Source organism: Actinopolymorpha pittospori, assembly GCF_014873875.1.
In the GTDB taxonomy this organism is placed as follows: domain Bacteria; phylum Actinomycetota; class Actinomycetes; order Propionibacteriales; family Actinopolymorphaceae; genus Actinopolymorpha; species Actinopolymorpha pittospori.
This window is the reverse complement of sequence record NZ_JADBEM010000001.1, coordinates 4,624,089-4,651,014: the sequence shown is the minus strand read 5'-3', so window position 1 is coordinate 4,651,014 and position 26,926 is coordinate 4,624,089. Positions and strand designations below refer to the sequence as shown.

Here is a 26,926-nt window from a genome sequence, read left to right as displayed (position 1 = left end):
TCGCCGGCCTACAGCTTCCGGCCGCGCTGGTTGACGCCCGGCTTGCCGTACGGGTAGTCGTCGACGATCAGCTCGCTCGCCTCGGTCAGCAGGGCCGTCTCCTCCGCCGACAGGTGGAGGCCGGCCGCGCCGAGGTTGTCGTCGAGCTGGGCGATGGTGCGCGCGCCGAGGATGACCGAGGTCACTGCGGGACGGTCGGCCAGCCACGCGAGCGCGACCTGCGCCATCGAGACACCGCGGCCGTCGGCGACCTTGCGTACGGCGTCGATCACCCGCCAGGTGCGCTCCTCGGCGTTGCGGCGGGCGTAGCCCTCCATGCCGCGCTCGGGGTTCTCACCGAGCCGGGTGGCGCCGGTCGGCACCGAGTCACGCTGGTACTTGCCGGTGAGCCAACCGCCGGCGAGCGGGGACCACGGCAGGATGCCGATGCCCTCGTTCTGGCAGACCTCGGTGAGCTCGAGTTCGATGCTGCGCTGCAGCAGGTTGTACTGCGGCTGCAGGGTGACGATCGGGGCGAGGCCGAGGTGCTGGGTGAGCAGGGCGGCCTTCTGCAGCTGCCAGCCGATGAAGTTGCTGACCCCGACGTAGTGGATCTTGCCGGCGCGTACGGCGTCGTCGAAGAAGCGCAGCGCCTCCTCGATCGGCGTCAGCGGGTCCCACGCGTGCGCCTGGTAGAGGTCGATCGTCTCCACGCCGAGACGGCGCAGGCTCGCGTCGAGCGCGCGGGTGAGGCTGAGCCGGGAGAGCCCGAGCTCGTTGCCCTTGCCGTCGCGGTGGAAGCGACCCTTGGTGGCGAGGACGACCTGCTCGCGAGCACCCGGCCGGGCAGCCAGCCAGCGCCCGATGATCTCCTCGGACACTCCGCCCGAGTAGACGTTGGCGGTGTCGATGAACGTGCCGCCCCGCTCGACGAACCGGTCGAGTTGCGCGTGCGAGACAGCCTCGTCGCTCTCGCTGCCGAACGTCATCGTCCCAAGACACAGAGTGGAGACGACGGTGCCGGTGTTGCCGAGTGTGCGGTACTCCATGGAACCTCCATCAGATCGTTGCTCGTCCTCACCCTGCACCTGGCGGGATTAAGCTGTCCAACAGTGCAAACCGATTCGACCGATCACCTCAGACGATGAGTTCTCACGACCCCGGGGCAGGTGACACCGCATGGAGATCCGCCAGCTGGAGTACTTCGTGACAGTCGCGGAGGAGCGGCACTTCACCCGGGCCGCTCAGCGACTGCACGTCGCGCAGTCGGGTCTCTCGGCGTCCATCCGGACGCTCGAACGTGAGCTCGGCGCCGAACTCTTCATTCGTAGCACCCGCAACGTCGACCTCACCGACGCCGGCCGCGCACTCCTCGTCGAGGCCCGGCACACTCTCAGTGACCTGGCCGCGGCACGCGAGGCCGTGGCCGCCGTCCAGGGCCTGCTCAGCGGCCGGCTGGTGGTCGGCACCCTGCAGTGCCTCCCGGCGCTCAACGTGCCCGACCTGCTGGCGCGTTTCCACCACGCGCATCCCGGCGTGGAGATCCGGCTCCGACAGGGCGGCAGCCACGAACTGCTCAGTCAGGTACGCGCGGGCGACATGGACATCGCCATCGTCTCGGCGCCACCGACCGGCGAACCCGCCGGCGTCGTCCTCACTCCCCTGTCCAGCGAACCCATGGTGCTCGCCTGCGGGCCGGGGCACCGGCTGGCCGCGCACGAGCAGCTCGACCTGTCCGAGCTCAAGGACGAGACCTTCGTCGACTTCCACCCCGGCTGGATCACCCGTGACGTGACCGACCGTGCGCTGGCCGACGCGCGGATCGAACGCCGGGTCGCGCTCGAGGTCAACGACGTCCACTCCCTGCTCGACTTCGTGAGCGCCGGCCTCGGCGTCGCGCTCGTGCCGCACAGCTTCACCCGCAAGCGGACCCGGGCGGTGTTCGTCCCGCTCCGCGCGCCTGTCCCGGAGTGGCAGACGGCCGTCGCGGTGGCCGCCGGGCGTCGACCGAGCGCGGCCGCCCAGGCGCTGCTGGCCGACGAGAGCCTGCGGCCCCGGGCGGAGGCTGGGTGAGCGACACCGCCACCTCCGGGCGACCGGCCGACGGCGTGCCGATCGGATAGCTTGGCAGCTCCGACGGGCTGCCCACGCCCGCGCGGCCGCGAGGAGTACCCGTGCACACCGAGCGTTCCCAGGGGCCTGACCTGTTCGAGCAGGCTCGCGGATGGCTCGCGGAGGATCCCGACCCGCGGACCAGGAAGGAGCTGGCCGCGGTCGTCGCCGCCGCGGAGACCGGGGCGGAGGACGCCCTGGCCGACCTCGCCGACCGGTTCTCCGGGCCGTTGACGTTCGGTACGGCCGGCCTGCGCGGCGCCCTCGGCGCCGGACCCAACCGGATGAACCGTGCCGTCGTGATCCGGGCCGCCGCGGGCCTCGCGAGCTACCTCCGGCAGGAGGGTCGGCACGGAGGCGCGGTCGTCATCGGGTACGACGCCCGCCACAACTCCGACGTCTTCGCCACCGACACCGCCGCCGTCCTCGCCGGAGCGGGCCTGCGTCCACTGGTGCTGCCGGGTCCGCTGCCCACGCCCGTGCTCGCGTTCGCGATCCGGCACCTGGGCTGCGTGGCCGGCGTCATGGTGACGGCCTCCCACAACCCGCCGCGGGACAACGGCTACAAGGTCTACCTCGGCGACGGCTCCCAGATCGTCCCGCCCGCCGACACCGGCATCGCCGCCGCCATCGCGGCGGTCGGCCCCCTCGCCGACGTACCCCGCGGGGAGCACTGGGAGACGCTCGGCCCCGAGGTACTGGAGGCCTACCTCACGCGGCTCGCCGCGCTACCGGCACCAGGTCCCCGCGACCTGCGGATCGCCTACACGCCGCTGCACGGCGTGGGCGGCGCAGTCGTCCGCGAGGCGCTCGCACGCGCGGGCTTCTCCGCGCCCGCCGTCGTGGCGGCCCAGGAGGTGCCCGACCCGGACTTCCCCACCACGGCCTTCCCGAACCCCGAGGAGCCGGGCGCGATGGACCTCGCGTTCGAACTCGGCGTCGGCACCGGTGCCGACGTGGTGCTCGCCAACGACCCCGACGCCGACCGGTGCGCGGTCGCCGTACCCACCCCGGACGGGATCCGGCGGCTCACGGGGGACGAGGTCGGCGCCCTGCTCGCGGTCCACCTGCTCCGCTCCGGCGCGCACGGAACCCTCGCGACGACGATCGTGTCGTCGTCACTGCTCGGTGTCGTCGCGGCCCGAAACGGCGAGCCGTACGCCGAGACCCTCACCGGCTTCAAGTGGCTCGGCCGGGTTCCCGGCCTCGCCTTCGGCTACGAGGAGGCGCTCGGCTACTGCGTCGACCCACAGGCCGTCGCCGACAAGGACGGCATCTCCGCACTGCTCCGGATCGCCGAACTCGCCGCGCTGGAGAAGCACGCCGGCCGCACACTGCTCGACGTCCTCGACGACATCGACCTGGAGTACGGCGTCCACGCCACCGCCCAGCATTCGGTCCGGGTCAGCGACCTCGCCGAGATCGACACCACGCTGGCGCGGCTGCGGGCCCACGCCCCCGAGGAGATCGGTGGCCGGAAGGTCGAGCGCACGGACGACCTCGCCCAGCCCGCCGACAGTCTGCCGACCACCGAGGGGCTGCGCTACGTGCTGGCCGGCGGCGCCCGAGTGGTGATCCGCCCGAGCGGCACCGAGCCGAAGCTGAAGTGCTACGTCGAGGTGATCGTCCCCGTCTCGGGCGACCTGGCGGGTGCGCGGGCCACGGCCGGCGAGGCGCTGCGGGCGATCGGCCGCGGCACCCAGACGCTGATCGGCTGACACCCGGCCCGGCCGACGCCGGTCCGGCTGGGGCCGGCGGAGCTAGGTCCGGCGGGGGGCTCAGGCGAGCGAGTTGGCCAGGACGGCGACCAGGATCGCCACGACCACGACCGCGAACTCCGGCCACCGCCAGTGGCGTTCGACCTCGGCGCTGACCCTGGACGCGTCGGCGTACTTCTCCGCGAGCGTCTCGATACGGTGCGTGGTGTAGACGGACGGTGGCATCCCGGCGAGGCTGGCCGCGCCCTTGGGCGCGGGGCCCTCGTCCTCCGATCCCGGGGAACGCCCGTGCATGACCGCTTCGACGGATTCGCGCCTGGACCGCCGCATCGCCCGGCGGTCGGCACCGGTCACGCCCACCGCCGAGGACCGGTAGACCTTGCCCCCGACCGGGAGGGTGAGCACCGGCGAGACCGTGGCCGACTCGACCAGATGCCATGGGATCCGTACGTCACTGAGGATGTTGCGCAGGACGAGCGCCTCCTCGTAGGCGACCACGGCGGGCCGGACCAGCCCGACCCACACGAGCGCGCACACCGCGACCACGACCGCAGCCGCGCTGAGCCCCGCCCAGGTGCGCCACTCGACGATGATGTCGCCGACGATCAGGACGCCGATGAGGATGGTGATCACCCCGAGGATCCGGCCCCCGGCGGGCGCGAAGCGCTCGATCACCTTCTTCGAACTACCGTCCGTTCGCAGCGTCAGCCGTGTCACTGGCAGCCTCCCGACGTCGTGGCCCCCGATTCTGCCCTGCGGGGAGCGCGGACGGTAAGTACCTGGGGTACCCGCCCTTACACTGGCCCCGTGACCACGACGGCCGCGCCCACGGAGGCTCTGAAGACGCCTCCCGACGAGCCCGCGATCACGCCGGACCAGATCGGCGAGATCACGGCCTCCGACGCCAGCCTGCGCGGCTTCCTGGCCGGCCTTCCAGGGGTCGACCAGGTGGGCGCGCAGGCGCGGGCTGCCGCGCTCTCGACCCGATCGATCAAGACGACGGCCAAGGCGTGGGCCCTCGACCTCGCCGTCACCATGATCGATCTCACCACCCTGGAGGGTCAGGACACGCCGGGCAAGGTGCGCGCCCTCTGCGCGAAGGCGCGGCGTCCGGACCCGGCCGATCCCGAGTGTCCGCCGGTGGCCGCCATCTGCGTCTACTCCGACCTGGTGCCCGTCGCCAAGGAGGCCCTCGCGGGCAGCGCGGTCAAGGTGGCGAGCGTCGCGACGGCGTTCCCCTCGGGCCGGTCGAGCCTCGAGGTCAAGATCCGCGAGACCACCGACGCGGTGGCGGCGGGCGCCGACGAGATCGACATGGTGATCGACCGGGGCGCGTTCCTCTCCGGTCGCTACGCCGAGGTCTTCGAGGAGATCGTCGCGGTGAAGCGGGCCTGCGGGTCCGCCCACCTGAAGGTGATCCTCGAGACCGGCGAGCTCGCGACCTACGACAACGTACGCCGCGCCTCCTGGCTGGCCATGCTCGCCGGCGGCGACTTCATCAAGACCAGCACCGGCAAGGTCTCGCCGGCCGCGACCCTCCCGGTGACCCTGGTGATGCTCGAGGCGGTGCGCGACTTCCGTGCGGCCACCGGTCGCCAGGTCGGGGTGAAACCGGCCGGTGGCATCCGGACCAGCAAGGACGCCATCCGCTACCTCGTCCTCGTCAACGAGACGGCCGGTGAGGACTGGCTCTACCCCGACTGGTTCCGGCTCGGCGCGTCCAGCCTGCTCAACGACCTGCTGATGCAGCGCACGAAGATGCGCACCGGCACCTACGCAGGCCCCGACTACTTCACACTCGACTAGGAGGGGCGTTGTCCGCAGCGAAGTTCGAGTACGCGCCCGCACCGGAGTCGCGCGCCGTCGTCGACCTCAGGTCGTCCTACGGCCTCTTCATCGACGGTGAGTTCGTCGAGACCCTCGACGGCCGGATGTTCAAGACGGTCAACCCGGCGAGTGAGGAGGTGCTGGCCGAGGTCACCGAGGCCGGCGCGCAGGACGTCGACCGCGCCGTCCGGGCCGCCCGCGCCGCCTACGACGGCGTGTGGGGCTCCATGTCCGGACGCGACCGCGGCAAGTACCTCTACCGGATCGCCCGGATCATCCAGGAGCGGGCCCGCGAGCTCGCCGTTCTGGAGTCCCTCGACAACGGCAAGCCGATCCGGGAGTCCCGCGACGTCGACCTCCCGCTGGTCGCCGCGCACTTCTTCTACTACGCCGGCTGGGCCGACAAGCTCTCCTACGCCGTCTCGGCCTCGGTCGGCCCGGGCGGGACCATGCGGGAGCCGCGGCCACTCGGTGTGGCGGGCCAGGTCATCCCGTGGAACTTCCCCCTCCTCATGCTGGCCTGGAAGATCGCGCCCGCCCTCGCGTGCGGCAACACCGTCGTGCTCAAGCCGGCCGAGACCACGCCCCTCACGGCGCTGGCCTTCGCGGAGATCTGTCAGCAGGCCGAGCTGCCGCCCGGGGTCGTCAACGTCGTCACCGGTGCCGGCGACACGGGACAGGCACTGGTCGCCCACGACGGCATCGACAAGGTCGCCTTCACCGGATCGACCGAGGTGGGCAAGGCGATCGCCCGGTCGGTCGCGGGCACCCGCAAGCGCGTGACGCTGGAGCTGGGCGGCAAGGCCGCCAACATCGTCTTCGACGACGCGCCCCTCGACCAGGCGGTCGAGGGCATCGTCGACGGCATCTTCTTCAACCAGGGTCACGTCTGCTGCGCGGGTTCGCGCCTGCTCGTCCAGGAGGGCATCCACGACGAGGTGCTCGCGCGCCTCAAGCGCCGGATGGGCACGCTCCGGGTCGGCGACCCGCTGGACAAGAACACCGACGTCGGCGCGATCAACTCCGCCCAGCAGCTGGACCGGATCCGGCAGCTGAGCGCGGTGGGCGAGTCCGAGGGTGCCGAGCGCTGGTCCGCCCCCTGTGAGCTGCCCGACCGCGGTTTCTGGTTCGCCCCGACCCTGTTCACCGGCGTCACGCAGGCGCACCGCATCGCCCGCGAGGAGATCTTCGGGCCGGTGCTGTCGATCCTCACCTTCCGCACGCCCGCGGAGGCCGTCGAGAAGGCCAACAACACGCCCTACGGCCTGTCCGCCGGGGTCTGGACCGACAAGGGCTCACGGATCCTGTGGATGGCCGACCAGCTCCGTGCCGGGGTGGTGTGGGCCAACACCTTCAACCGCTTCGACCCCGCGTCGCCGTTCGGCGGCTTCAAGGAGTCCGGCTATGGTCGCGAGGGCGGCCTGCACGGCCTGGCCGCCTATCTCGAGGGGGCGTCGGCATGAGGTGGCAGCGGCCTTCCGGCACCATCGAGAGGTGGGCACGACGATGAGTCCGGCGCAGCGACTTGCCGTCCGCAAGACCTACAAGCTCTTCATCGGCGGGGCCTTCCCGCGCAGCGAGTCCGGTCGGAGCTACGTCGTGAACGACGCCGAAGGCAGCTTCCTCGCCAACGCCGCGCTCGCGTCCCGCAAGGACGCCCGCGACGCCGTCGTCGCCGCCCGCAAGGCGTTCCCCGGCTGGTCGGGCCGCACCGCCTACAACCGCGGCCAGGTCCTCTACCGGGTCGCGGAGATGCTGGAAGGTCGTCGTTCGCAGTTCGTCGACGAGGTCGCGGCCAGTGAAGGGCTCTCCCGCACCGACGCGGAGACGGCCGTCGAGGAGAGCATTGACCGCTGGGTCTGGTACGCCGGCTGGGCCGACAAGGTGACCCAGGTGCTCGGCTCCGCCAACCCGGTGGCCGGGCCCTACTTCGACTTCTCCGTCCCCGAGCCCACCGGCGTGGTCGCCGTCCTCGCGCCGCCGGACTCGAGCCTGCTCGGCCTGGTCAGCGTCATCGCGCCGGCCATCACCACCGGCAACACCTGCGTCGTGCTCGCGAGCACCGACCGACCGTTGCCGGCGATCACTCTTGCCGAGGTGCTCGCCACGAGCGATCTGCCCGGCGGGGTCGTCAACCTGCTCACCGGACAGGTGGCCGAGGTGGCCCCCTGGCTGGCGAGCCACATGGACGTCAACGCCCTCGACCTGACCGGCGTCGACGACCCCCCGCTCGCGACCGAACTCGAGCGCTCCGCCGCCGACAACCTCAAACGGCTGATCCGGCGGCCCGAGGTGGAGCCGGACTGGACCGCAGACCCGGGCATCGAGCGGATCGCCGCGTTCCTCGACACCAAAACCGTCTGGCACCCGATCGGGATGTAGAGACCATGACCACTGAATTCATCGCCGACCCGCTCGTCCCCCTTGAGCTCACGCTCACGATCGGACGACGCTTCACGCTCTACCAGCCCGGCTGGTACACCGCCGACGACGGCTCGGGAGCCTTCCTGGGTTCGAAGGGCAAGGTCTACGGCTTCACCACCCTCGAGGACCTGGTCAGCTTCGTCGACTCCGGTACGCCGAGCGACCTCACGCCGAGCCCGCACATGAAGCCGCTGCGGATCTGGCCGACGGACCAGTACGCCCGGCGCCTGTGCACCTATGACCTCACCCACCTGCCCGAACTCGCCGACGGGGAGCTGGACTCCGAGGAGCAGGCCGGACTCGGTTCGACGCTCGCCCTGATGCTCGACCTGCTCGACTACCTCGAGATCGAGAACGAGCACTCCCAGGCGCTGCACGACGACGAGGACATCAGCAAGCTCGCCTCCGGCGACGAACTGCTGTCGGTCTTCCGAGCGGCCCACCACCGCCAGCACGTGGTCGACCTGCTGAACAACCACTGGGACGCGTGCCTGAACGAGGTCTCGGGGCGAGTGACGACCCCGAAGCTCCCCGACGACTCGGCGGCACGCCCCCGAAACGGTTCGGCCGGTCCCGGTGCCGCACTCGCCGGTGGCCTCGGTGGAGCCGACGGTGAGGGGTCCGACGACACGACGCCGCTGGAGGAGGTGGCCTCCGCGGTCACCGTCTGGTTCGGCCTCGCCGAGGAGGGTGTCTACGCCGTCCGCAGCACCGCGCTCACCGCCGGTCAGCCCGCCTATCTCGGTGAGCCCGGCGAACTCGGTGCCGCCCGCCTCTACGTCTGGGACGACGTCGACCGGCTTCAGGCCGACGTCGCCGACGGTAAGGGTGGTCAGCTCCCAGGCGTCGACCTCGCCGCGGTCGCGGCGCGAGAGGATGTCAGCTTCACCCCGCACGACGACAACATCTTCGACCTGGTCGAACTCGCCGACTCACTCACCGCCACCATGGACCAGGACGCGGCGGACCGTCTGGTCAGCGCCTGGACGGAGATCGTCCGGCTCGCCGCGTGGGGCGGCTGGACCGACGTCTCCGACCTGCTCCAGCCCAACTCCCCGGCCGGCGCGTTCATGGTCTCCTGCGCACTCGACCTGGCCCAGGACCGGCCCGGCGCGGCGGAGGCGCTCGCCAGCGCCGACGTGGCCGCGGCGGCCGCCGGCTGGCGGGCAGTCGTACCCGCGCTCACCGCGCACCTCGACCAGCGAACCTGACGGCTCGCGTCCTGGGCGGCTCGCTCAGGACGGCTCACCTCGGCACTTCGGGTCCTCCTCCTCACCACGGAGGAGGACCCGCTGTCTTTCAGCCGCATCGTCGCCCGAAAGTGCCGGGTCCGCTCCCTGTGGGAGGTCTCCGGGACAGGCCCGGGTCGTCCCGGAGAGATCCCCGGTCATGGCCGTGGGCGGGAGCGTTTCGCGGGGGCCCGTACGTCCGACCGGTGAAGGAGCAAGGTACTTCGAGAGGAGACGTTTGATGGCTCGCCTGGTTCGCCCGCGGGAAGGCGCGATGATCGCCGGAGTCTGTGCCGGCCTCGCCCAACGGTTCGGCGTACCGACCGGGTTCGTCCGGCTACTGTTCGTCCTGTCGTTGATCCTGCCCGGCACGCAGGTGATCGTCTACATCGTGCTGTGGATCCTGATGCCGAAGGCCGAGCGCGACGAGTGGGCCTCGGCCAGAGGCGCACGCCGCTGAGGGAGAGTCCCGCCCGGGGTCACCAGACCAGGCCGCAGCGGGTGAGTTCGACCTCGATCTCGAGCCGCCGGATGCTGGGCAGGGGCGCGGTCGCGCCACCGGTGTCGACCCCGAGCGCCTCACAGGCGAGGAGCAGCGTCTCGTCGTAGGCCAACTCGGCGGCGTGCAGATGGAAGGCGCGAGCCGACATCCGGCTGTCGGCGTGGAGCCGGACACTTTCGGCGGACAACCGGTGCAGGTCGGCGGCGAGGCGTTCGATCGGCGGTCCGCTCGGCGCCCGGCCGGTGTCCACACCGTCCCACCAACGGTCGAGCGGATCACGCCAGCTGTCACTGCCCTCCCACCAGCGCTGAAGAACCTGCCGCCAACGCTCCACCCGCCCGGGGCGTTCGCCGCGCTCCTCCGGCGGGCTCACCGTCAGGTCGGCCCGCCCACCGGGACCCGGCGGTCCGCTCGGGTCGGGGACGAGGGTCCGGCCAGGGTCGGCAGGCTCACGCGAGGCCACATCCCGGCGCGGACCCACGCATCTGCGCAGGAACTCCGTGACCTGCGTAAACCAGCCCGAACCTCGCGCGGTAGCCACGCCACGACCTCCCCCGCAGCATCCGCCTGTGAATACAGGATCCTTCAACCTTTCCGGGTTGGATAGCGGTCGCGGGAGGTCAGAAGGTCCCGTGCTGCATCTGCGCGAAGGCCCGTTCGGCGCCGAGCGCCGCGTATCCGGGCTTGATCACGTTGTTGATCAGGGCGAGGCGCTGGTCGAAGGGCAGGAACGCGCTCTTCATCGCGTTGACGGTGAACCACTGAAAGTCAGTGAGGTCGTAGCCGAACGCCTCTGCGAGGCCGGCGAACTCCTGCGACATCGACGTACCGCTCATCAGGCGGTTGTCGGTGTTGACCGTGACACGGAAACGCAGCCGGGTCAGCAGGCCGAAGGGGTGCTCGGCGAGCGAGGGTGCCGCGCCGGTCTGGACGTTGGAGGAGGGGCACAGCTCCAGCGGAATCCGCTTGTCCCGGACATAGTTCGCGAGCCGCCCGAGCCGCACCTCTCCGCCGGGCGCGACGGAGATGTCGTCGACGATGCGAACGCCGTGTCCGAGCCGGTCCGCGCCGCACCACTGGATCGCCTGCCAGATCGACGGCAGGCCGAACCCCTCACCCGCGTGGATGGTGAAGTGCGCGTTCTCCCGCTGGAGGTACTCGAACGCGTCCAGGTGTCGGGTCGGCGGGTAGCCGGCCTCGGCGCCCGCGATGTCGAACCCGACCACGCCCGCGTCGCGGTAGCGGACCGCGAGCTCGGCGATCTCCATCGACCGGGCGGCATGCCGCATCGCGGTGAGGATCTGGCGTACGACGATCGGCCGGCCGGCCTCGGCGGCGCGCTTCTCCCCTTCGGCGAAGCCGGCCTGGACCGCCATGACAACCTCGTTCAGCGTCATCCCCGCGTCGAGGTGCTGCTCGGGCGCGTAGCGCACCTCGGCGTAGACGACGCCGTCGCGGGCGAGGTCCTCCGCGCACTCCGATGCCACCCGGGTGAGCGCCGCCGGCGTCTGCATCACCCCGACGGTGTGGACGAAGGTCTCGAGGTAGCGCTCCAGCGAGCCGGAGTCGGCGGAGTCCCGAAACCACTGGCCGAGCCGCTCTGGTTCCGTGGGCAGCTCGTGGCCGACCTCCGCCGCCAACTCGACCACGGTCCCTGGACGCAGCCCGCCATCCAGGTGATCGTGCAGCAGGACCTTGGGTGCCCGGGCGATCTCGTGGTCGGTGAGCGCCATGTGCCTGGACCTTCCTCTCGTTCTCCCCCGCTCCGTCGGCCCGACCAGCGACGGGCCCCCGACCCGCGGGTTGGGAACGACCGTACGCCGGACCACCCCGGGCGGGAGCCGCTTTGTCGGGTCAGCCGATCCGGTCGAGGATCAGGGCCTGGTCGGGGCGCGACCCGGCCGGGGCGATCTCGACGGCATCCTCGAGCGCCGAGAGCGCCCGGGCGAACCTCGCCGGGTCGTCGGTGTGCAGGGTGAGCAGCGGCTGACCGGCCCGGACGTGCATGCCCGGCTTCGCGTGCAGCTCCACACCGGCCCTGGCGGAGACCGGGTCCTCCTTGCGAGAGCGACCGGCGCCGAGGCGCCAGGCGGCGAGCCCGACCTGGTAGGCGTCGAGTCGCACCAGGACGCCCTCCGCGGGGGCGAGCACGTCCTGGGTCTCGGCCGCCCGGGGCAGCGGGGCGTCCGGATCTCCGCCCTGCGCGCGGATCATCCGACGCCACACGTCCATCGCCGTACCGTCCTTCAGCACGTCGGACGGGTCCGGCGCACCGGTGGCACCCGCGGCCAGGAGCATCTCCTGGGCCAGCGCCACCGTCAGCTCGACGACGTCCGCGGGGCCACCGCCGGCCAGGACGTCCAGGGACTCGCGGACCTCCAGCGCGTTGCCGGCCGTACGACCAAGGGGGGTGTCCATGTTGGTGAGCAGGGCGACAGTGCGGACTCCGGCCGCCGCCCCCAGTTCGACCATCGTCGTGGCCAGCCGGCGGGCGTCCCCGGCGTTCTTCATGAACGCCCCCGAGCCGACCTTCACGTCGAGGACCAGCGCCTGCGTCCCCTCCGCGATCTTCTTGCTCATGATGGAGCTCGCGATCAGCGGGATCGACTCGACGGTGCCCGTGACGTCGCGCAGGGCGTACAGCTTCCGGTCGGCCGGCGCGAGGGTGTCGGTCGGCGCGCAGACGACCGCGCCGACGTCGCGCAGTTGCGTGACGATCTCGTCGTAGGCCAGCGACGCCCGCCAGCCCGGGATCGACTCCAGCTTGTCCAGGGTGCCGCCGGTGTGCCCCAGCCCGCGACCCGACAGCTGCGGGACCGCCACCCCACAGGCCGCGACCACGGGCGCGAGCGGCAGGGTGATCTTGTCGCCCACTCCCCCGGTCGAGTGCTTGTCGGCGGTCGGCCTGCCCACGCCGGCGAAGTCGAGCCGCTCGCCGGACCTGATCATCGCCTCGGTCCAGCGCGCGATCTCGGGGGTGTCCATTCCCCGGATCAGGATGGCCATCAGCAGCGCCGACATCTGCTCGTCGGCCACCGTGCCGCGGGTGTAGGCGTCGACCACCCAGTCGATCTGGGCGTCGGTGAGGACCGCGCCGTCCCGCTTGGCCCGGATGACGTCGACCGCGTCGAAGGCTTCAGCCACGGTCCGGCCCTCCGGTGGTGAGGTGGTCGGGCCCGAACGCGTCCGGGAGAACCTCGCTCATGGGGAGGACTCCTCGCGCCGTGTCGACCAGCAGGTCCGCTCCGCCGTGCTCCCACAGCAGCTGCCGACAGCGCCCGCACGGCATCAACAGCTCGCCCTTCCCGTCGCAACAGGTGAACGCCACCAGTCTGCCCCCGCCACTCGCGTGCAACGCGGACACCAGGCCGCACTCCGCGCACAGGGTCACGCCGTACGACGCGTTCTCGACGTTGCAGCCCACCACCGTCCGGCCGTCGTCGGTGAGCGCGGCCGCGCCGACCGGGTAACGGGAGTACGGCGCGTAGGCCCGCGCCATGATGTCGCGCGCGGCCGACCGCAGCGCCTCCCAGTCCACGTCCCGCGTTCCCACCTGCTGTGCTCCCACGCTAGTCCTTCACGTACGGTTCGCCGTCCGCCTTCGGCGCGCGTACCCGCCCGACCAGTCCCGCCACCGCGACCACGGTCGCGATGTAGGGGGCCATCACGAGCAGCTCACCGGGGATCGGTGTCTGGATGATCTGCAACTGCCCCTGCAGCTGTTGGGTGAACCCGAAGAACAGGGCTGCGACCGTCGCGCCGAGCGGATGCCAGCGCCCCATGATGAGGGCGGCGAGCGCGATGAATCCCTGGCCGGCCGTGAGGTCCTTGTCGAAGCTGCCGGTGAACCCGATGGTGAAGAACGCCCCGCCGAGGCCGGCGAGGACGCCACCGGCGAGCACCGCCTGGCACCGGACGCGGAGCACGTTGATCCCCACGGTGTCGGCGGCGCGAGGATGCTCGCCGACCGACCGGACCCGCAGCCCCCAGCGCGTCTTGAACAGGACGAACGTCACGATCACGACGGCGGCGTACATCGCGTACACCAGCGCCGTCTGTTCGAACAGCGTCTGCCCCAGCACGGGAATGTCCGACAGCACCGGAACGGGCAGGTTCGGCATCACGCCCGGGTTGTTGAAGCGGCCCGCCCCACCCTCGGGAATCTGGTCGAAGAGGAAGCCGGTGATCCCGGACGCGAACACCACCAGGACCACGCCCAACACGACCTGGTTGACGCGGTAGCGGATCGCGAACACCGCGAGCATCGCGGCGATCAGGACGCCGGCGAGGACCGCGGCGACGAGACCGGCCAGGAAGCTCTTGGTGAGCGTGGTGAGGATCGCCGCCGCGAACGCCCCGGCGAGGAACTGCCCCTCGATCGCGACGTTGACCACGCCGGCCCGCTCGCACAGGACGCCGGCGAGCGCGCCGAGGATGAGCGGCGTCGCGGTGTTGAGCGTGCCCTGGAGCTGGTTGGTGAGCGGGAACGTCTCGCCCGCCGCCGCCCAGCACAGGAAGGTGACCACGAACGCCAGCCCGAAGCCGGCCCACAACAGACCCGACCAGCGCCCGCGGACGCCGCGCCAGACCTGGGCCAGCGCCACCACGAGTGTGTAGGCGGCGAGGGCGAGGGCGACCGGGAGCGCCGGCAGCGCGATCGCCGGAAGCTGGTTCTCGGCGAACTGGCTGGACAGGGCGAACCGCACCGTCTCCGGCGCGGTGAAGGCCGCCAACAGCACCGCGACGACGGCGAGGACCAGGACGAGGATGCCGGTCCGCAGGCGGCGTCTGCGTTCGTCCGGCGCCTCGACCGTCGCCGGCGCCTCGGACCGGGGCTGCGTGATCGTCGTCGTCATCGTGTCGGCTCCCTCGTCGCTCACGAGTTCCAGCCCTTGGCCAGGACGGTCCGGGCGCCCTCGGCCCGGATCCGGAAGACCGCGCGGACCAGAGCGGGCGCGGCGATGAACAAGACGATGGTCGCCTGCAGCACCGTCGTGAGGGTCAGCGGCGTCTGCGTGGTCAGCTGCATCTGCAGCCCGCCGGCGTTCAACGCGCCGAACACCAGACCCGCGACGACCGTACCGATCGGCGAGGCCCGCCCGAGCAGTGCGACCGTGATCGAGTCGAAGCCGAGGGACCCGGCGATGCCGTCGGTGAGCGGGTCACCGGTGCCGAGCACCTGCTGGACGCCGGCCAGCCCGGCCAGCGCACCGGCGGCGAGCATGGCCACGATGTAGGCGCGACCGACGCTCATCCCCGCGGTGCGGGCGGCGTCCGGGTTGGCGCCGACCGCCCGCAGCTGGAAGCCGGAGGTCGACCGGGTGAGCAGCCACCAGACCACGGCGGCCGCCACGATCGCCACCGCGAAGCCGAGGTGCAGTCGGGTGTCGCCCCACTGCGGGAGCCGCGCCGACGCGTCCACCGTGGGGCTGATCGGGTCGTTGCGGCCGGGCCGCTGGAACGCGTTCGTCGTGAGCAGCCACTGCAGGAGGTAGAGCGCGACGTAGTTGAGCATGATCGTGAGGATCACCTCGTGCGCGCCCGTACGAGCCTTCAACAGGCCGACCAGGCCACCCCACAGGGCACCGCCGATCACACCCGCGACGACCGCGACCAGCAGGTGCAGGCCGACCGGGAGGTGGAGCGTGAAGCCGACCCAGCCCGCGCACAGCGCGCCGACGATGAGCTGGCCCTGTGCGCCGATGTTGAACAGCCCGGCGCGGAACGCCAGCGAGACGCCGAGGCCGGCGCAGATCAGCGGACTCGCCTGGACGAGGGTCTCGGTGATCGGCTTCCAGCCGCCCAACGCGCCGAGGAACAACGCACCGTACGCGTCCGAGACCGCGGTCCACGAGGCGGAGAGGGCGTCCGGCGGATAGGCGAAGAAGTAGCCCCAGGTGGACGCGACGTCCGGGTCACTCACGATGATCAGCACGGCCCCGACCAGCAGGGCCAGGACGAGCGCGGCGGCGCTGACGAGGAGCTCGCGCGCCCAGGTGTGCCGACGGCCTCCTGCTGCCTGGCCGGAGTCGTTCCCCGCCGGCCGCGGTGGCTCCGCGGGCGGTGGCTCCGCGGGCGGTGGCGCCGCGGGTGTTGGTTGCGCCGGTCCGGCCGTCATGACGCGTCCTCCAGGGCGCCGAGGGTGGTGGGGTTCTCCTCGGCCTCGTGTGCCGCCTGCTCCAGGGGAACACCGGCCATCATCAGTCCGAGCTGGTCCCAGGAGGTGTCCGGGTCCACGATGCCGACCAGTCGACCGCGATACATCACCGCGATCCGGTCGGAGAGCGCGACGACCTCCTCGAGTTCGGTCGAGACGATGACCACAGCGGTGCCCTGGTCGCGTTCGGCCACGATCCGACGGTGGACGAACTCGATCGACCCGACGTCGAGACCGCGGGTGGGCTGGGCGGCGATGAGCAGCTCCAGCGGTCGGGAGAGCTCTCGCGCGAGGACGACCTTCTGCTGGTTTCCTCCGGACAGGGAGCTCACCGGAGTGTCCACCGACTGGGTGCGAACGTCGAACTCCTCGACCCGATGGTCGGCGTTCGCGCGGATGGCGGCCGGCGAGAGCGATCCGTGCCGGGCGAAGGGCTCGCGTTGGAACAGGTCGAGGATGAGGTTCTCCGCGACGGAGAACGAGCCGACGAAGCCGTCGTGTGAGCGGTCCTCAGGGATGTAGCCGATGCCGGCGTCCAGGTGCTCCCGTGGCGTCGCGCCCGCGAGCTCGCGCCCGGCGAGCCGGACCGAGCCGGAGGCCACGTCCACCAGGCCGAGCAGTGCCTGCACGAGCTCGGTCTGCCCGTTGCCCTGCACGCCGGCGATCCCGAGCACCTCGCCACCCCGGACCTGGAACGACACGTCGTCCACCGCGAGGAAGCCCTGGCTGTCGACGACGTTGAGGCCGTCGACGACGAGCTTCGGATCGGTCGGTGTCGCCGGATCCTTGTCAACCCGAAGTTGCACCGGACGACCGACCATCAGCTCGGCGAGCTCGGACTCCGACGCCTGCGGGCTCACCGTGCCGACGACCGCGCCGCGCCGGATGACGGTGATCCGGTCGGCGATCGCCCTGACTTCCTTGAGCTTGTGGGTGATGAACACCACGGTGGTGCCGGCCGCCTTCAGGGCCCGCATCACCTCGATCAGCTCGTCGATCTCCTGGGGCGTGAGGACCGCCGTCGGCTCGTCGAGGATGAGGATCTTCGCCTCGTTGGCGAGGGCCTTGAGAATCTCCACCCGCTGCTGGACACCCACCGGGATGTCCTCGACCTTCGCGTCCGGGTCGACCGCGAGGCCGTAGCGATCGGAGAGCTCCCGCACCAGGCGCCGGGCGGCGCGTTGGTCGAGCAGGCCGAGTCCCCGGGTGCGTTCACGGCCGAGAACGACGTTCTCGGCGACGGTGAAGACGGGGACCAGCATGAAGTGCTGGTGGACCATGCCGATGCCCGCCGCGATCGCCTGCCCGGGCGAGCCGTAGGTCATCGGCCGCCCGTCGAGGAGGATCTCCCCCTCGTCGGGCCGGAGCAGGCCGTACAGCATGTTCATCAGGGTGCTCTTGCCCGCGCCGTTCTCCCCGAGCAGGCAGTGGATCTCGCCCGGTTCGAAGGTGAGGTCGATGTGGTCGTTGGCGACGAGCGACCCAAACCGTTTGGTGAGCCCGCGCAGTTCGAGCTTCATGGCGCTACTCCTGCTCCCGTCTGCGTTCCGGCGCGGACAGGGGAGGACGGGCGGGTGCCCGTCCTCCCCCGAGGATCGACCGTGATGGTGGAAATGGCTGGGACGGCCCGGTTACTGGACCTGCGGCTGGGCCTTCGACTTGATCGTGATCTTGCCGTCGATGATGTCCTGCTTGAGCTGGGTGATCTCGCTCTTCAGGTCGGCCGGGATCTTGCTGTCCCAGTCGTGGTAGGGCGAGAGCCCGGTGCCGTCGTTCTCCAGCGTTCCGACGTAGGGCGTTTTGTCGAACTTGCCGTCCGCGGTCGAGACCACCAGGTCCTTCACCGCGACGTCCATGCCCTTGTAGACGCTGCTCAGCAGCACGCTGCAGTACTCCGCCGCGCTGACGCATCCGTCGGTGTCGACCCAGATGGCGTTGACCCTGCCGCCGGTCGCCTTCGCGGCCTCCAGGCCCCCGAGCCCGGAGGGGCCGGCGACGGGGAAGATGATGTCGGCGCCCTGGCTGATCAGGTTGCTGGCGGAGTTCTTGCCCTGCGCCTTGTTCTCGAAGTCGTTGGTGAACAGGCCCTTCTGGGTCTGCTCGTTCCACCCGAGCACCGAGACGTTCTTCTTCTTGGCGGTGTTGTAGTACTGCACGCCCTCCCAGAAGCCGTCCATGAAGATCGTGACGGTCGGGATGGGCAGGCCGCCGAAGGTGCCGACCTTCCCGCTCTTGGTCATACCGGCGGCGAGGTATCCGGCGAGGAAACTCGACTGCGCGGTGTCGAAGAGCAGTGACTTGACGTTCGACGGAACCTCGGTGAGGCCGGTCTTCTTCAGATCGGTGGCCGCGATGTCGTAGTCGACGATGCCGAACTTGATGTCGGGATTCTCGCTCGCGGATTTGGCCGTCTGGTCACCGAGCTTGAAGCCGACCGTGACGATCACGTTGCACTTCGCGTCAACCATGCCGCCGACATTCTTGGCATAGTCGCCGTCGGACTTCGACTCGGCAGTGGATTCCTCGATGCCGATTTCCTTCTTGGCGTCGACGAATCCCTTGTAGGACGTCTGGTTGAAGGACTTGTCGTCGAATCCGCCGGAGTCGGAGACCATACACGCGCGGAAGTCGGAGGCTCCCGGCTTCGGACTCGAGGCACCGTTGCTCGACCCCGTTTGATTGCTTTCGGTTGGCCTGCTCCCACAGGCGGTGACGGCAAGCGCCACAACGCCAAGCACTGCGAGGCCCTTCAGGTACTTCGGCAAGACGCCCTCCTCAGCGTGACCTTCGGGTGGATACCCGCGCACGCTGATAGGCGCCGGAGCCGGCGCCGAGCAATGCGCATGGGTGACTATAAGGCGCACCACGTCGAAGTGAAGACACCTGGAGGTCGCATGATCCCACGTGAGACCGTCCCGTGACCTTGCCCGGGCGTCCGTGGATCTTCCGTGTAACGCGACCTTAAGAAAGGACCTGTATCGACTCGTCCCTTTCGCCCGCCAGCAACGCGGCCGCCACGAGGGTTCGCACACCGACCGGAATCGCGTGCTCGTCGATGTCGAAGGTCCCCTGGTGAATGTCGTAGGGCTGGGTATTGCCGGCTGGGCGGACGCCCAACCGCGCGAGCGCGCCTCGAGCCTTGGTGAGGTACCACGCGAAGTCCTCGCCGCCGAGGCTCTGCTCGGTGGTGCCGACGGCACCGCGGCCCATCGTCGACTCCACGGCATCGCGGAGCACCGCGACAGCTGACGGGTCGTTGACGACAGGGGGTACGCCCCGGTGCACCTCGGCCTGGACCGTCACGCCGTACGGGGCGACGATCTGGTGCGCCAGGCCGGGAACGAGTTCGGCGGCGGACTCCCACACCGACGCGTCGAGGCAGCGCAGCGTACCTTCCGCCTCACCCTCCATGGGGATCGCGTTGGCGGCCGCACCGGCGTGGATGCGCCCCCACACCAGCGTCAGGCCCGCGCGCGGGTCGACGCGGCGGGACAACGCGAGCGGCAGTTGGCTCACCAACGTCGACAGGGCGTGCACGAGGTCGGCGGACAGATGGGGACGGGCGGTGTGACCTCCGGGGCCGGTCAGGCGTACGTGCACGCTGTCGGCGGCGGAGGTGATGGGGCCAGCTCGCAGGCCGACCGTGCCGACCTCGAGCCGGGGGTCGCAGTGCAGGCCGAAGATCTGCTCCACGCCGTCCAGCCCGTCGGCGGCGATGACGTCCAGCGCGCCACCGGGGATGATCTCCTCGGCGGGCTGGAAGACGAGGCGCACGCCCTGGCGCAGCATTCGGGCCGCGGCGAGTTCCGCGAGCACCAGTCCGGCCCCGAGCACGATGGCGGTGTGCGCGTCATGTCCGCACGCGTGGCAGACACCTGGCCGGGTCGAGCGGTAGGGAACGTCCTTCTCGTCGACGACGCGCAGCGCGTCGAGGTCGGCGCGTAGGGCCACCCTGCCCGGACGCAGGCCAGGCTGGTCGATGTCGCACAGCAGGCCGGTGCCGATGGGGAGACCCACCGGTGAGAGGCCGGCCGCCTGGAGCCGGTCGGTGACCGCCCTGGTCGTCCGGAACTCCTCGCGGCCTGGCTCGGGATGCGTGTGGAGATCGCGCCGGAATGCGATCAGCTCGTCGGCGTAGGACTTGGCGAGCCGGTCCACCTCGGCAGCGACATCTGAATCGAGGGGCACCGTTCGATTGTCTACCCCGCCCGTTTTGTGACGCACGCTACCCTGCCTTACTTTCCGCGCTCGCATCGTCACCGATCAGTGTGGCGCGCTGTCGAACCCCTCGGCGTACGATCCGGCCAACCTCACCCTCCCCGCGACCAGGAGCGCGATCATGAAGGGTTCTCGGTGCATACCCGCCGATCCGTCGCGATGATCACGGTTGGTACGGCCGAGCGGGTTCTGCGGGCCGGGCCGAACACCCGGACGGGTCAGAAGGCGTCGGCGGGGGTGTAAACGCCCCAGACCTCGCGGAGGGCGTCGCACACCTCGCCGACCGTCGCCCGGGCGGCGAGCGCGTCCTTCATCGGGTACAACACGTTGTCCGAGCCGGAGGCCGCCTTGCGCAACGCCTCCAGGTGCCGCTGGACGTCGTCGTTGGATCGTTCGGCCCGCAACCTGGCCAGCCGCTCACGCTGCGCCTCCTCGATGGCCGGGTCGACGCGCAGCGGTTCGTAGATCTCGTCGTCAGGAACGGCGAACCTGTTCACACCGACGACGACCCGTTCGGAGTCGTCGATCTGCCGGGCGATCCGATAGGCCGACTGCTCGATCTCCGACTTCTGGTAGCCCTTCTCGATCGCCGCGACCGCACCGCCGAGGTCCTCGACCGTGTCCATCAACGCGCGGGCGGCCTCCTCGACCGCGTCGGTCATCGACTCCACGGCGTAGGAGCCGGCGAACGGGTCGACGGTCGCCGTCACGTCGGTCTCGTACGCCAGCACCTGCTGCGTCCGCAGAGCCAGCCGGGCGGCCTTCTCACTCGGCAGGGCGATCGCCTCGTCGTAGGCGTTGGTGTGCAGCGACTGGGTCCCGCCGAGCACGGCGGCGAGTCCCTGGACCGCGACGCGCACGAGGTTGACCTCGGGCTGCTGGGCGGTCAACTGCACGCCGGCGGTCTGGGTGTGGAACCGCAGCATCTGCGACTTCGGGTTGCGCGCGCCGAACTGGTCCCGCATCACCTGCGCCCAGACCCGCCGGGCCGCCCGGAACTTCGCGACCTCCTCCAGCAGCGTGGTGCGCGCGACGAAGAAGAACGACAGCCGCGGCGCGAACTCGTCCACGTCCAGACCCGCGGCGAGCGCCGCCCGGACGTACTCGATCCCGTCCGCCAGCGTGAACGCGATCTCCTGCGCGGGCGTAGCTCCGGCCTCGGCCATGTGGTAGCCGGAGATCGAGATCGTGTTGAACCTCGCAAGCTCGGCTTGACAGTAGGCGAAGATGTCGGAGACCAGGCGCAGGGACGCTTTGGGCGGATAGATGTAGGTACCCCGCGCGATGTATTCCTTGAGTACGTCGTTCTGGATCGTTCCGCTCAGCTGCCCGGGCGCGACGCCGTGCTCCTCACCGACGAGTTGGTAGAGCAACAACAGCAGGGCCGCGGGAGCGTTGATCGTCATCGAGGTGGAGACGCGCTCGAGCGGGATCCCGTCGAAGAGCAGGCGCATGTCGTCGATGGAGTCGATCGCCACACCGACCTTGCCCACCTCGCCGTGCGACACCACGGCGTCGGAGTCGTACCCCATCTGAGTCGGCAGGTCGAACGCCACCGACAGGCCGGTGGTCCCGGCCTCGATCAGCTGGTGGTAGCGCCGGTTGGACTCGGCGGCGGTCCCGAAGCCGGCGTACTGACGCATCGTCCACGGGCGCCCGGTGTACATCGTCGGGTAGACGCCGCGGGTGAAGGGGTAGGAGCCAGGTGCACCGAGCTGGCTGGCCGGGGTCCACCCCGCCAGCTGCTCCGGGCCGTAGACCGGCTCGATCGGGAGGCCAGACTCCCCCACCCGCCGAGGCGAGGGGGTACGTGCGGACTCTGCGCGGTCATTCATTGCGTTCGCCTCCGCGACGAGAATAGCGGCCGGGGGTGGGGCGCCATCGCCGTAGAGTCCCTCTTGCCCCATTCCGGCGCGGACGCAAACGCCGGGCGAACCTAGCTGAGCCGGTCAGCCCCAAAGATCGGCAACCGGTGACCCGTCCGCCGGCCACGGATCCAGCCGGGTCAGCACCTCGACCTCCGCCCGCAGGTCGCACGGGAGCCACGAGATCGCGTCGGCGGCGAAGTGGTACCGCGGCCGCCCGGCCGCGAGCCGCGCACTCATCCGATCCAGGTCGCCCAGGTCCTCCAGCCGGCCGAGGCCGTCGAGCCGGTCGACCCCGTTGGCACCGGCGGCCGGGCCCGCCTGGCGAATCGCCGCGATCGCCTGCCGGTCCTTCGCGAGGGCGGCCAGCGCCCGGGCCTCACTCGCGTGCAGCCAGACCTCCGTGCTGTCGGTCGTGGCGAAGTCGGCGCCGGCCTGGCGTAGCGGATGGCTTCGTAGGGTCGGCCCGTCCAGTACGCCACGACGGACTGCAGACCACGCGCCCACGCGCGCAGGCCGTTGTGGTCGGCCTGGTCGGCGCAGAGAAAGGCGGCGTGTGCGTGCGCTGTCGCCGTCGGGGCGTCGAACCGGTCGTGCGCGACCTTCGCCAACATCCCGGACACCATGGCCGCCGCGAAGTGCAGCCGCCGGGCGTGTGCGGGGCGCTGCCGGCGATCGAGCAGGTCGAACACCAGCTCCTGGGTGTCCACGAGCGCGCCGAGCATCCTCCGGCAGCGGGCGTTGCTGGTAGGCGTGGGTCAGCTGCCGTACGGCGGCGTAGACCCGCTCGAGGTTGTCCTCGGCAAGGGTCGCGCGCGCGAGCGCCATGCCGAACCGGCGAGCCGTCCGGGCCGAGCGGTCGAGAAGCTCGGTGTCGCACAGGGGCTCGAACGTGCCCGCCGGGCGGACCTCGAACCGCTCCCGCTCCTGCGCCGGGCCCGGTGACTCACCGCGGGTCCCTCCGTCGGTGGGAGTCTCGCCGTCGGGTCGGTCCGGCGGCTCGACGCGGCAGGCGGCGCCCGCCCCCGCGAGCGCCTGCTCGAACGGCGCGACGAGTTCGGTGGCGGCGCGCCCGAACATTCGCAGCAGGACGCGTCGGGTGACCGGGGTCATCCCGGTGCGCTGGCCCGAGGCGAGTCGGCGCAGGTGGCGCGCGGACATGCTCGCACCACGCTCACCCGCCTGACGCGCGATCACCTCGAACTCCGCGGCGACCTCGTCGTAGGTCTGGTCTCGTTGCCAGATCAGGTGCTCCAGCACGGTACGAGGCGCGTTGGACCTTCGACCTGTCATCGCCGCCCTCCTTCGTGGCTGGAACGTTTGTACTGGTTCGGACCGACGCCCGCAGCGGTGATCCGGCTCAGGTCCGCGTCAGGTCCAGGTCGGGTCCAGGTCAGGTCCACTCAGGTCCACCTCAGGTCCGGACGAGGTCCGGGCGAGGTCAGGACGACGTCAGCCGCGGGCCCTCGCGTGGTCACAACGGTTCGCCGAATGCTTAAGCCCTGCCCGAAGTCGGTAACTGAATCGGTAACACGGCGACTGCGGAAGATCGCACGGTCGCCGGTGTCGGGCAGGCCGACATTGGTACCAGACGCGGTGAGGAAGTCGTGAGTTTCCCTGCCGGCGCCTGGGCCACCGATCGTGAAGAGGAGGCATCCACCGATGGCAGCAGAGGGGCTGCACGCGGACGAACAGGACCGGGAGCAGCTGATCGAAAGCGCTCGGATCGCCTTGAAATCAGCGGGTTATCGAGCATTTCCACGTGTTGGTATGGGCGGAAAGCAGTACGCGATCGAAATCCCGTACCCGTCGTTACCCGAACTCTCGGTGATTCTGCGCTGCGATCGCTGGGACGGGCGGTGGGTCTTCCGGCAGACCGGGTGCCGTCCCGTCGCCGACGCGGACGACCTCGAGACCCTGATCGGATGGGTCAAGGACCTCGTCGAACCGCCGTTCGGTCCGCGTACCTGACCTCGGCAACCACGAAACCGCGCCCCACCACCACTCCCCCGGGACACTGGCGACACTGGCCCCACCCCAGGCCACTCGGACCATCCCGGCCGCGCCATATCCCGGCACGTCAGTAACCCGGCCGTTTATCCCGGCCCGTCATAACCAGGCCCGTCATATTCGGGCCCGCCGAGCGGTCGGAGCGGCGTGAGCGCACCCGCGCGGCGCACGTTCATACTGGAAATCGTGCGCATCACCAAGAAGATCTCCGCCCTCCTGCTCGGCGTGGCCGCCTGGAACGTCGTCACCTACGCGGTGTTCATCCGCAACCTCGCCAAGACGGAGGGCCGTCCGACCGGTTTCTACGTCGCCCATACGGTGCTGATCGTCGTCAACCTCGTCATCGCGGGCGTACTCGCAACAATCGGGTGGAAGGCCCTGCGTGCCGAGCGGAAGAACCACGAGCACCGCGACCAGGTCGGTGTCGGCACCTCGTCGACGACGAACTGAGGTCGACGGACAGCCGAGTTCGGCCACGAGCCGAGTCGACGAAGCTGACGCGGCTCGGGTCTACGCCCGGGCCGACGGGGACTCCGGGAGTTCGGTCGTGTTGCCACCGGAGACCACGACCACGACCGTCTCGTCGTCGGCCGGTCGGTAGACGCCCGACAGCAGGGCCGCGAACGCCGTCGCTCCGCCCGGCTCGGCCAGGATCCGGCATCGCTCCCACAGGAACGACCGCGCGGTCAGGATGGCCTCGTCGGACACCAGGAGCGGCCGGATGCCGGCCCGCGTCGCCACTGAGTGGGCGATCCGGCCGGTGGTCGAGGCGCCCATGCTGTCCGCCGCCACGCCGCCGACGGGCGCCGGGACGGGCGCACCAGCCTCCACCGCGGCGAACAGGGAAGGGCACCGCTCCGGCTCCACCGGCACCACGGTGCACCGGCCGGTGAGCGCCAGGCTGGTGCCCGCGTACAAACCTCCGCCGCCGCAGGAAACCAGGAGCGTCGTCGCGTCCGGCACCTGCTCGATGGTCTCGAGTCCGAGGGTGCCCTGTCCGGCCACCACGTCCGGCGCGTCGTAGGCGTGCACCCGGGCGACGTCCCGTCCGGCGGCCCACCTCTCGCTCGCCTCGAATGCCTCCGGGTAGTAACCCTCCACGACGATCACCTGCGCGCCGTAGGAGGCGATGCGTTCGGCCTTCACCCGCGGCGAGCTGGCCGGGACGAAGACGCGCGCCGGGACTCCCACCCGAGCGGCCGCCCACGCCACCGCGGCGCCGTGGTTGCCGCCCGACGCGGCTACGACGCCCTCGGGGGGCGCGGGATGCATGAGGAGGGTGTTGAGCGCGCCGCGAACCTTGAAGGAGCCCGTGTGCTGAAGCAACTCCGCCTTGACGATGACCCGCGCGCCGACTCCGACCTCCGAGGGGTCGAGTTCCAGGACCGGCGTGCGGCGGATCTGCCCGCGAAGTCTCGTGGCGGCCTGGTGGAGCTGCGAGGCATCTGGTAACTCAACGGAATCGGGCGATTTCACAACGCTCCAAGGGATATTCACAACTGGTGATCACTCAGCTGATTCTTGGCCGGACGTACTAGTCTGTCCGGCACCATGCCTCTGGATCTTCGTTCCAGTCCTATCAGAGCCGCACGGGCCCTCGGCGCGATGGCCCTCGGCGTGGTCATGGTTCTCGGTCCCGCTGTCACCACGGCCAACGCCGAGACGGCGCCGACCCCCACCCCGACGCCCACCGGTGCCCCCTCACCCAGCACCACCAGGCGCGCTCCCGACAACCCGTTCACCGGACCCGTCGGCGGCCTGGCACTGGGCACGAAGGGCGTCGTGGTCGACCCGAAGGCGGCGCAGGTTCCTCCGGCCGTGGACGCCTCCTCCTACGTCCTGGCCGACCTCGACACCGGCGAGGTGCTCGCGGCCAAGAACGCCCACCTGGCCCGGCCGCCGGCGAGCACCCTCAAGACTCTCACCGCGGTCACGCTCCTGCCCCGCCTCGACAAGCGGGCTCGCTACACCGCGACCCAGGCCGATGCCAACATGATCGGGAGCCGGGTGGGCATCGAAGCCGGCAGCGCCTACACGATCGACCAACTCTTCTACGGCCTGTTCCTGCCCTCCGGCAACGACGCCGCGAACGCACTCGGCAACGCCGCCGGTGGCGTGCCGACCGCCGTACGCATGATGAACGACGAGGCACGCCGGCTCGGCGCCTTCGACACCCACGTCGTCAACACCAGCGGCCTCGACGAGCCCGGGCAGGTGTCCTCCGCCTACGACCTCGCCCTGATCGCCCGTACCGGCATGGCCCGGTCGGACTTCCGGCGCTACGCCACGACGCTGCGCTACAACTTCCCGGGCCGAAACGGCAAGACGTACCAGATCCAGAACCTCAACAAACTGCTCGGCCACTACCCCGGCGCGATCGGCGTGAAGAACGGCTACACGACCAAGGCGCGGAACACCCTCGTCGGCGCGGCCGAACAGAACGGCCGCCGCCTCGTGGTGACACTGATGAGCACCGGAGCACCCTCGTGGCAACGCGCCGCGACCCTGCTCGACTGGGGCTTCACGGCCGGCGCCAAGGTGAAGCCGGTCGGCACTCTCGTCAGCGCCGACGACGTCGCCCGCGAGGCCGCCGCACGTGCGACGCCCACAGCGCCTGCGCACCAGCCCGGCCTCGCCGACAGCCCGAAGGCCACCACCGCACCAGACCCGGCCCTGTCGCCGGCCACCGCGACCGCGCCCTCGGACATGCGGCCCTCCGCCGCGGTGATCCCCGAACAACTCCAGCGGATGCCGATCTGGCTGTGGCTGGTCGGCTTCGTCTTCGTCGCCCTCGCGAGCATGCGCGTCTACAGCCACGTGCGTTCGCGGCGGGGTGGCCCCGCGTAGCACCGGCACACCCGGGTCGTGTCCAAGGTCGTGCCCAA

At 70.7% G+C, this 26,926-nt stretch carries 24 protein-coding genes; 10 read left to right on the top strand and 14 right to left on the bottom strand.

Annotated features, from left to right (window positions below; genetic code table 11):
- Positions 1-8: 8 nt before the first annotated feature.
- Positions 9-1,028 carry an aldo/keto reductase gene (locus tag HEB94_RS21940; RefSeq protein ID WP_192751635.1) on the bottom strand — a complete coding sequence of 340 codons (1,020 nt, stop codon included), beginning with the start codon at positions 1,026-1,028 and terminating at the stop codon, positions 9-11.
- A gap of 130 nt (positions 1,029-1,158) precedes the next feature.
- Between HEB94_RS21940 and HEB94_RS21935 the strand changes: the two genes are divergently transcribed.
- Both HEB94_RS21935 and HEB94_RS21930 read left to right on the top strand, forming a co-directional pair.
- A complete protein-coding gene (locus HEB94_RS21935; protein WP_192751634.1) occupies positions 1,159-2,052 on the top strand; it encodes a LysR family transcriptional regulator in 894 nt (297 codons plus the stop codon).
- Positions 2,053-2,153: 101 nt separating this feature from the next.
- Positions 2,154-3,809: a phospho-sugar mutase gene (locus HEB94_RS21930; RefSeq protein ID WP_192751633.1), complete on the top strand. Its 1,656-nt coding sequence runs from the start codon at positions 2,154-2,156 to the stop codon at positions 3,807-3,809.
- 60 nt (positions 3,810-3,869) lie between these two features.
- On the opposite strand, the gene HEB94_RS21925 is transcribed toward HEB94_RS21930, so the two are convergent.
- A complete protein-coding gene (locus HEB94_RS21925) occupies positions 3,870-4,526 on the bottom strand; it encodes a hypothetical protein (protein WP_192751632.1) in 657 nt (218 codons plus the stop codon).
- A gap of 90 nt (positions 4,527-4,616) precedes the next feature.
- On the opposite strand from HEB94_RS21925, the gene deoC reads away from it, so the two are divergent.
- The 5 genes from deoC to HEB94_RS21900 all read left to right on the top strand — a co-directional run bounded on the left by deoC (position 4,617) and on the right by HEB94_RS21900 (position 9,749).
- The gene (gene deoC, locus HEB94_RS21920) at positions 4,617-5,615 is read left to right on the top strand and encodes a deoxyribose-phosphate aldolase (RefSeq protein ID WP_425550390.1); all 999 of its coding nucleotides are present in this window, start codon (positions 4,617-4,619) and stop codon (positions 5,613-5,615) included.
- Between the two features lie 8 nt (positions 5,616-5,623).
- Entirely contained in the window at positions 5,624-7,099 is a 1,476-nt protein-coding gene (locus HEB94_RS21915; protein WP_192751631.1) for an aldehyde dehydrogenase family protein, read from the top strand.
- A 31-nt stretch (positions 7,100-7,130) separates the two neighbouring features.
- Positions 7,131-8,018 (top strand): aldehyde dehydrogenase family protein, encoded by an 888-nt coding sequence (locus tag HEB94_RS21910; protein WP_337917890.1) that lies wholly within the window; start codon positions 7,131-7,133, stop codon positions 8,016-8,018.
- 5 nt (positions 8,019-8,023) lie between these two features.
- Entirely contained in the window at positions 8,024-9,271 is a 1,248-nt protein-coding gene (locus HEB94_RS21905) for a hypothetical protein (RefSeq protein WP_192751630.1), read from the top strand.
- Between the two features lie 259 nt (positions 9,272-9,530).
- On the top strand, positions 9,531-9,749 hold the full coding sequence (locus HEB94_RS21900; RefSeq protein ID WP_192751629.1) for a PspC domain-containing protein: 219 nt from the start codon (positions 9,531-9,533) through the stop codon (positions 9,747-9,749).
- Between the two features lie 19 nt (positions 9,750-9,768).
- Here the strand turns inward: HEB94_RS21900 and HEB94_RS21895 are convergent, their stop codons facing one another.
- From HEB94_RS21895 to HEB94_RS21845, 11 genes are all read right to left on the bottom strand, one after another.
- A complete protein-coding gene (locus HEB94_RS21895; protein WP_192751628.1) occupies positions 9,769-10,332 on the bottom strand; it encodes a hypothetical protein in 564 nt (187 codons plus the stop codon).
- 79 nt (positions 10,333-10,411) lie between these two features.
- Positions 10,412-11,524 (bottom strand): adenosine deaminase, encoded by a 1,113-nt coding sequence (locus HEB94_RS21890; RefSeq protein WP_192751627.1) that lies wholly within the window; start codon positions 11,522-11,524, stop codon positions 10,412-10,414.
- A 121-nt stretch (positions 11,525-11,645) separates the two neighbouring features.
- On the bottom strand, positions 11,646-12,935 hold the full coding sequence (locus HEB94_RS21885; RefSeq protein WP_192751626.1) for a thymidine phosphorylase: 1,290 nt from the start codon (positions 12,933-12,935) through the stop codon (positions 11,646-11,648).
- Complete coding sequence (locus HEB94_RS21880; protein ID WP_192751625.1) at positions 12,928-13,359, bottom strand: cytidine deaminase; 432 nt, start codon at positions 13,357-13,359, stop codon at positions 12,928-12,930. The genes HEB94_RS21885 and HEB94_RS21880 overlap by 8 nt, the downstream gene beginning before the upstream one ends.
- A 1-nt stretch (position 13,360) precedes the next feature.
- Positions 13,361-14,647: an ABC transporter permease gene (locus HEB94_RS21875; RefSeq protein WP_192751624.1), complete on the bottom strand. Its 1,287-nt coding sequence runs from the start codon at positions 14,645-14,647 to the stop codon at positions 13,361-13,363.
- A 20-nt stretch (positions 14,648-14,667) separates the two neighbouring features.
- Positions 14,668-15,909 (bottom strand): ABC transporter permease, encoded by a 1,242-nt coding sequence (locus tag HEB94_RS21870; protein WP_192751623.1) that lies wholly within the window; start codon positions 15,907-15,909, stop codon positions 14,668-14,670.
- On the bottom strand, positions 15,906-17,468 hold the full coding sequence (locus HEB94_RS21865) for an ABC transporter ATP-binding protein (protein ID WP_192751622.1): 1,563 nt from the start codon (positions 17,466-17,468) through the stop codon (positions 15,906-15,908). The genes HEB94_RS21870 and HEB94_RS21865 overlap by 4 nt, the downstream gene beginning before the upstream one ends.
- A gap of 111 nt (positions 17,469-17,579) precedes the next feature.
- Positions 17,580-18,713 (bottom strand): BMP family lipoprotein, encoded by a 1,134-nt coding sequence (locus HEB94_RS21860; RefSeq protein WP_192751621.1) that lies wholly within the window; start codon positions 18,711-18,713, stop codon positions 17,580-17,582.
- Positions 18,714-18,909: 196 nt separating this feature from the next.
- Positions 18,910-20,136 carry an amidohydrolase gene (locus HEB94_RS21855; RefSeq protein WP_337917889.1) on the bottom strand — a complete coding sequence of 409 codons (1,227 nt, stop codon included), beginning with the start codon at positions 20,134-20,136 and terminating at the stop codon, positions 18,910-18,912.
- Positions 20,137-20,384: 248 nt separating this feature from the next.
- The gene (locus HEB94_RS21850; RefSeq protein ID WP_337917888.1) at positions 20,385-21,956 is read right to left on the bottom strand and encodes an acyl-CoA mutase large subunit family protein; all 1,572 of its coding nucleotides are present in this window, start codon (positions 21,954-21,956) and stop codon (positions 20,385-20,387) included.
- A gap of 159 nt (positions 21,957-22,115) precedes the next feature.
- Complete coding sequence (locus tag HEB94_RS21845) at positions 22,116-23,324, bottom strand: hypothetical protein (RefSeq protein WP_192751618.1); 1,209 nt, start codon at positions 23,322-23,324, stop codon at positions 22,116-22,118.
- A gap of 369 nt (positions 23,325-23,693) precedes the next feature.
- Here HEB94_RS21845 and HEB94_RS21840 point away from each other — a divergent pair, with 369 nt between their 5' ends.
- Together HEB94_RS21840 and HEB94_RS21835 are read left to right on the top strand one after the other, a co-directional pair.
- Positions 23,694-24,002: a hypothetical protein gene (locus HEB94_RS21840; RefSeq protein WP_192751617.1), complete on the top strand. Its 309-nt coding sequence runs from the start codon at positions 23,694-23,696 to the stop codon at positions 24,000-24,002.
- A 225-nt stretch (positions 24,003-24,227) separates the two neighbouring features.
- Entirely contained in the window at positions 24,228-24,491 is a 264-nt protein-coding gene (locus tag HEB94_RS21835; RefSeq protein WP_192751616.1) for an SCO4848 family membrane protein, read from the top strand.
- 60 nt (positions 24,492-24,551) lie between these two features.
- Here the strand turns inward: HEB94_RS21835 and HEB94_RS21830 are convergent, their stop codons facing one another.
- Positions 24,552-25,517, bottom strand: coding sequence for a serine/threonine dehydratase (locus HEB94_RS21830; RefSeq protein ID WP_192751615.1), 966 nt, complete (start codon positions 25,515-25,517; stop codon positions 24,552-24,554).
- 129 nt (positions 25,518-25,646) lie between these two features.
- Here HEB94_RS21830 and HEB94_RS21825 point away from each other — a divergent pair, with 129 nt between their 5' ends.
- Positions 25,647-26,888, top strand: a complete 1,242-nt coding sequence (locus HEB94_RS21825; protein ID WP_192751614.1) for a D-alanyl-D-alanine carboxypeptidase family protein — start codon at positions 25,647-25,649, stop codon at positions 26,886-26,888.
- The last annotated feature ends 38 nt before the right edge of the window (positions 26,889-26,926 follow it).

Excerpts from the sequence above, each read along its gene's own strand:
- HEB94_RS21865 (WP_192751622.1), bottom strand. The coding sequence starts at position 17,468 with ATGAAGCTCGAACTGCGCGGGCTCACCAAACGGTTTGGGTCGCTCGTC.
- HEB94_RS21940 (WP_192751635.1), bottom strand. The coding sequence starts at position 1,028 with ATGGAGTACCGCACACTCGGCAACACCGGCACCGTCGTCTCCACTCTG.
- HEB94_RS21875 (WP_192751624.1), bottom strand. The coding sequence starts at position 14,647 with ATGACGACGACGATCACGCAGCCCCGGTCCGAGGCGCCGGCGACGGTC.
- HEB94_RS21870 (WP_192751623.1), bottom strand. The coding sequence starts at position 15,909 with ATGACGGCCGGACCGGCGCAACCAACACCCGCGGCGCCACCGCCCGCG.
- HEB94_RS21935 (WP_192751634.1), top strand. The coding sequence starts at position 1,159 with ATGGAGATCCGCCAGCTGGAGTACTTCGTGACAGTCGCGGAGGAGCGG.
- HEB94_RS21900 (WP_192751629.1), top strand. The coding sequence starts at position 9,531 with ATGGCTCGCCTGGTTCGCCCGCGGGAAGGCGCGATGATCGCCGGAGTC.
- HEB94_RS21905 (WP_192751630.1), top strand. The coding sequence starts at position 8,024 with ATGACCACTGAATTCATCGCCGACCCGCTCGTCCCCCTTGAGCTCACG.
- HEB94_RS21890 (WP_192751627.1), bottom strand. The coding sequence starts at position 11,524 with ATGGCGCTCACCGACCACGAGATCGCCCGGGCACCCAAGGTCCTGCTG.
- HEB94_RS21845 (WP_192751618.1), bottom strand. The coding sequence starts at position 23,324 with ATGACAGGTCGAAGGTCCAACGCGCCTCGTACCGTGCTGGAGCACCTG.
- HEB94_RS21825 (WP_192751614.1), top strand. The coding sequence starts at position 25,647 with ATGGCCCTCGGCGTGGTCATGGTTCTCGGTCCCGCTGTCACCACGGCC.
- HEB94_RS21840 (WP_192751617.1), top strand. The coding sequence starts at position 23,694 with ATGGCAGCAGAGGGGCTGCACGCGGACGAACAGGACCGGGAGCAGCTG.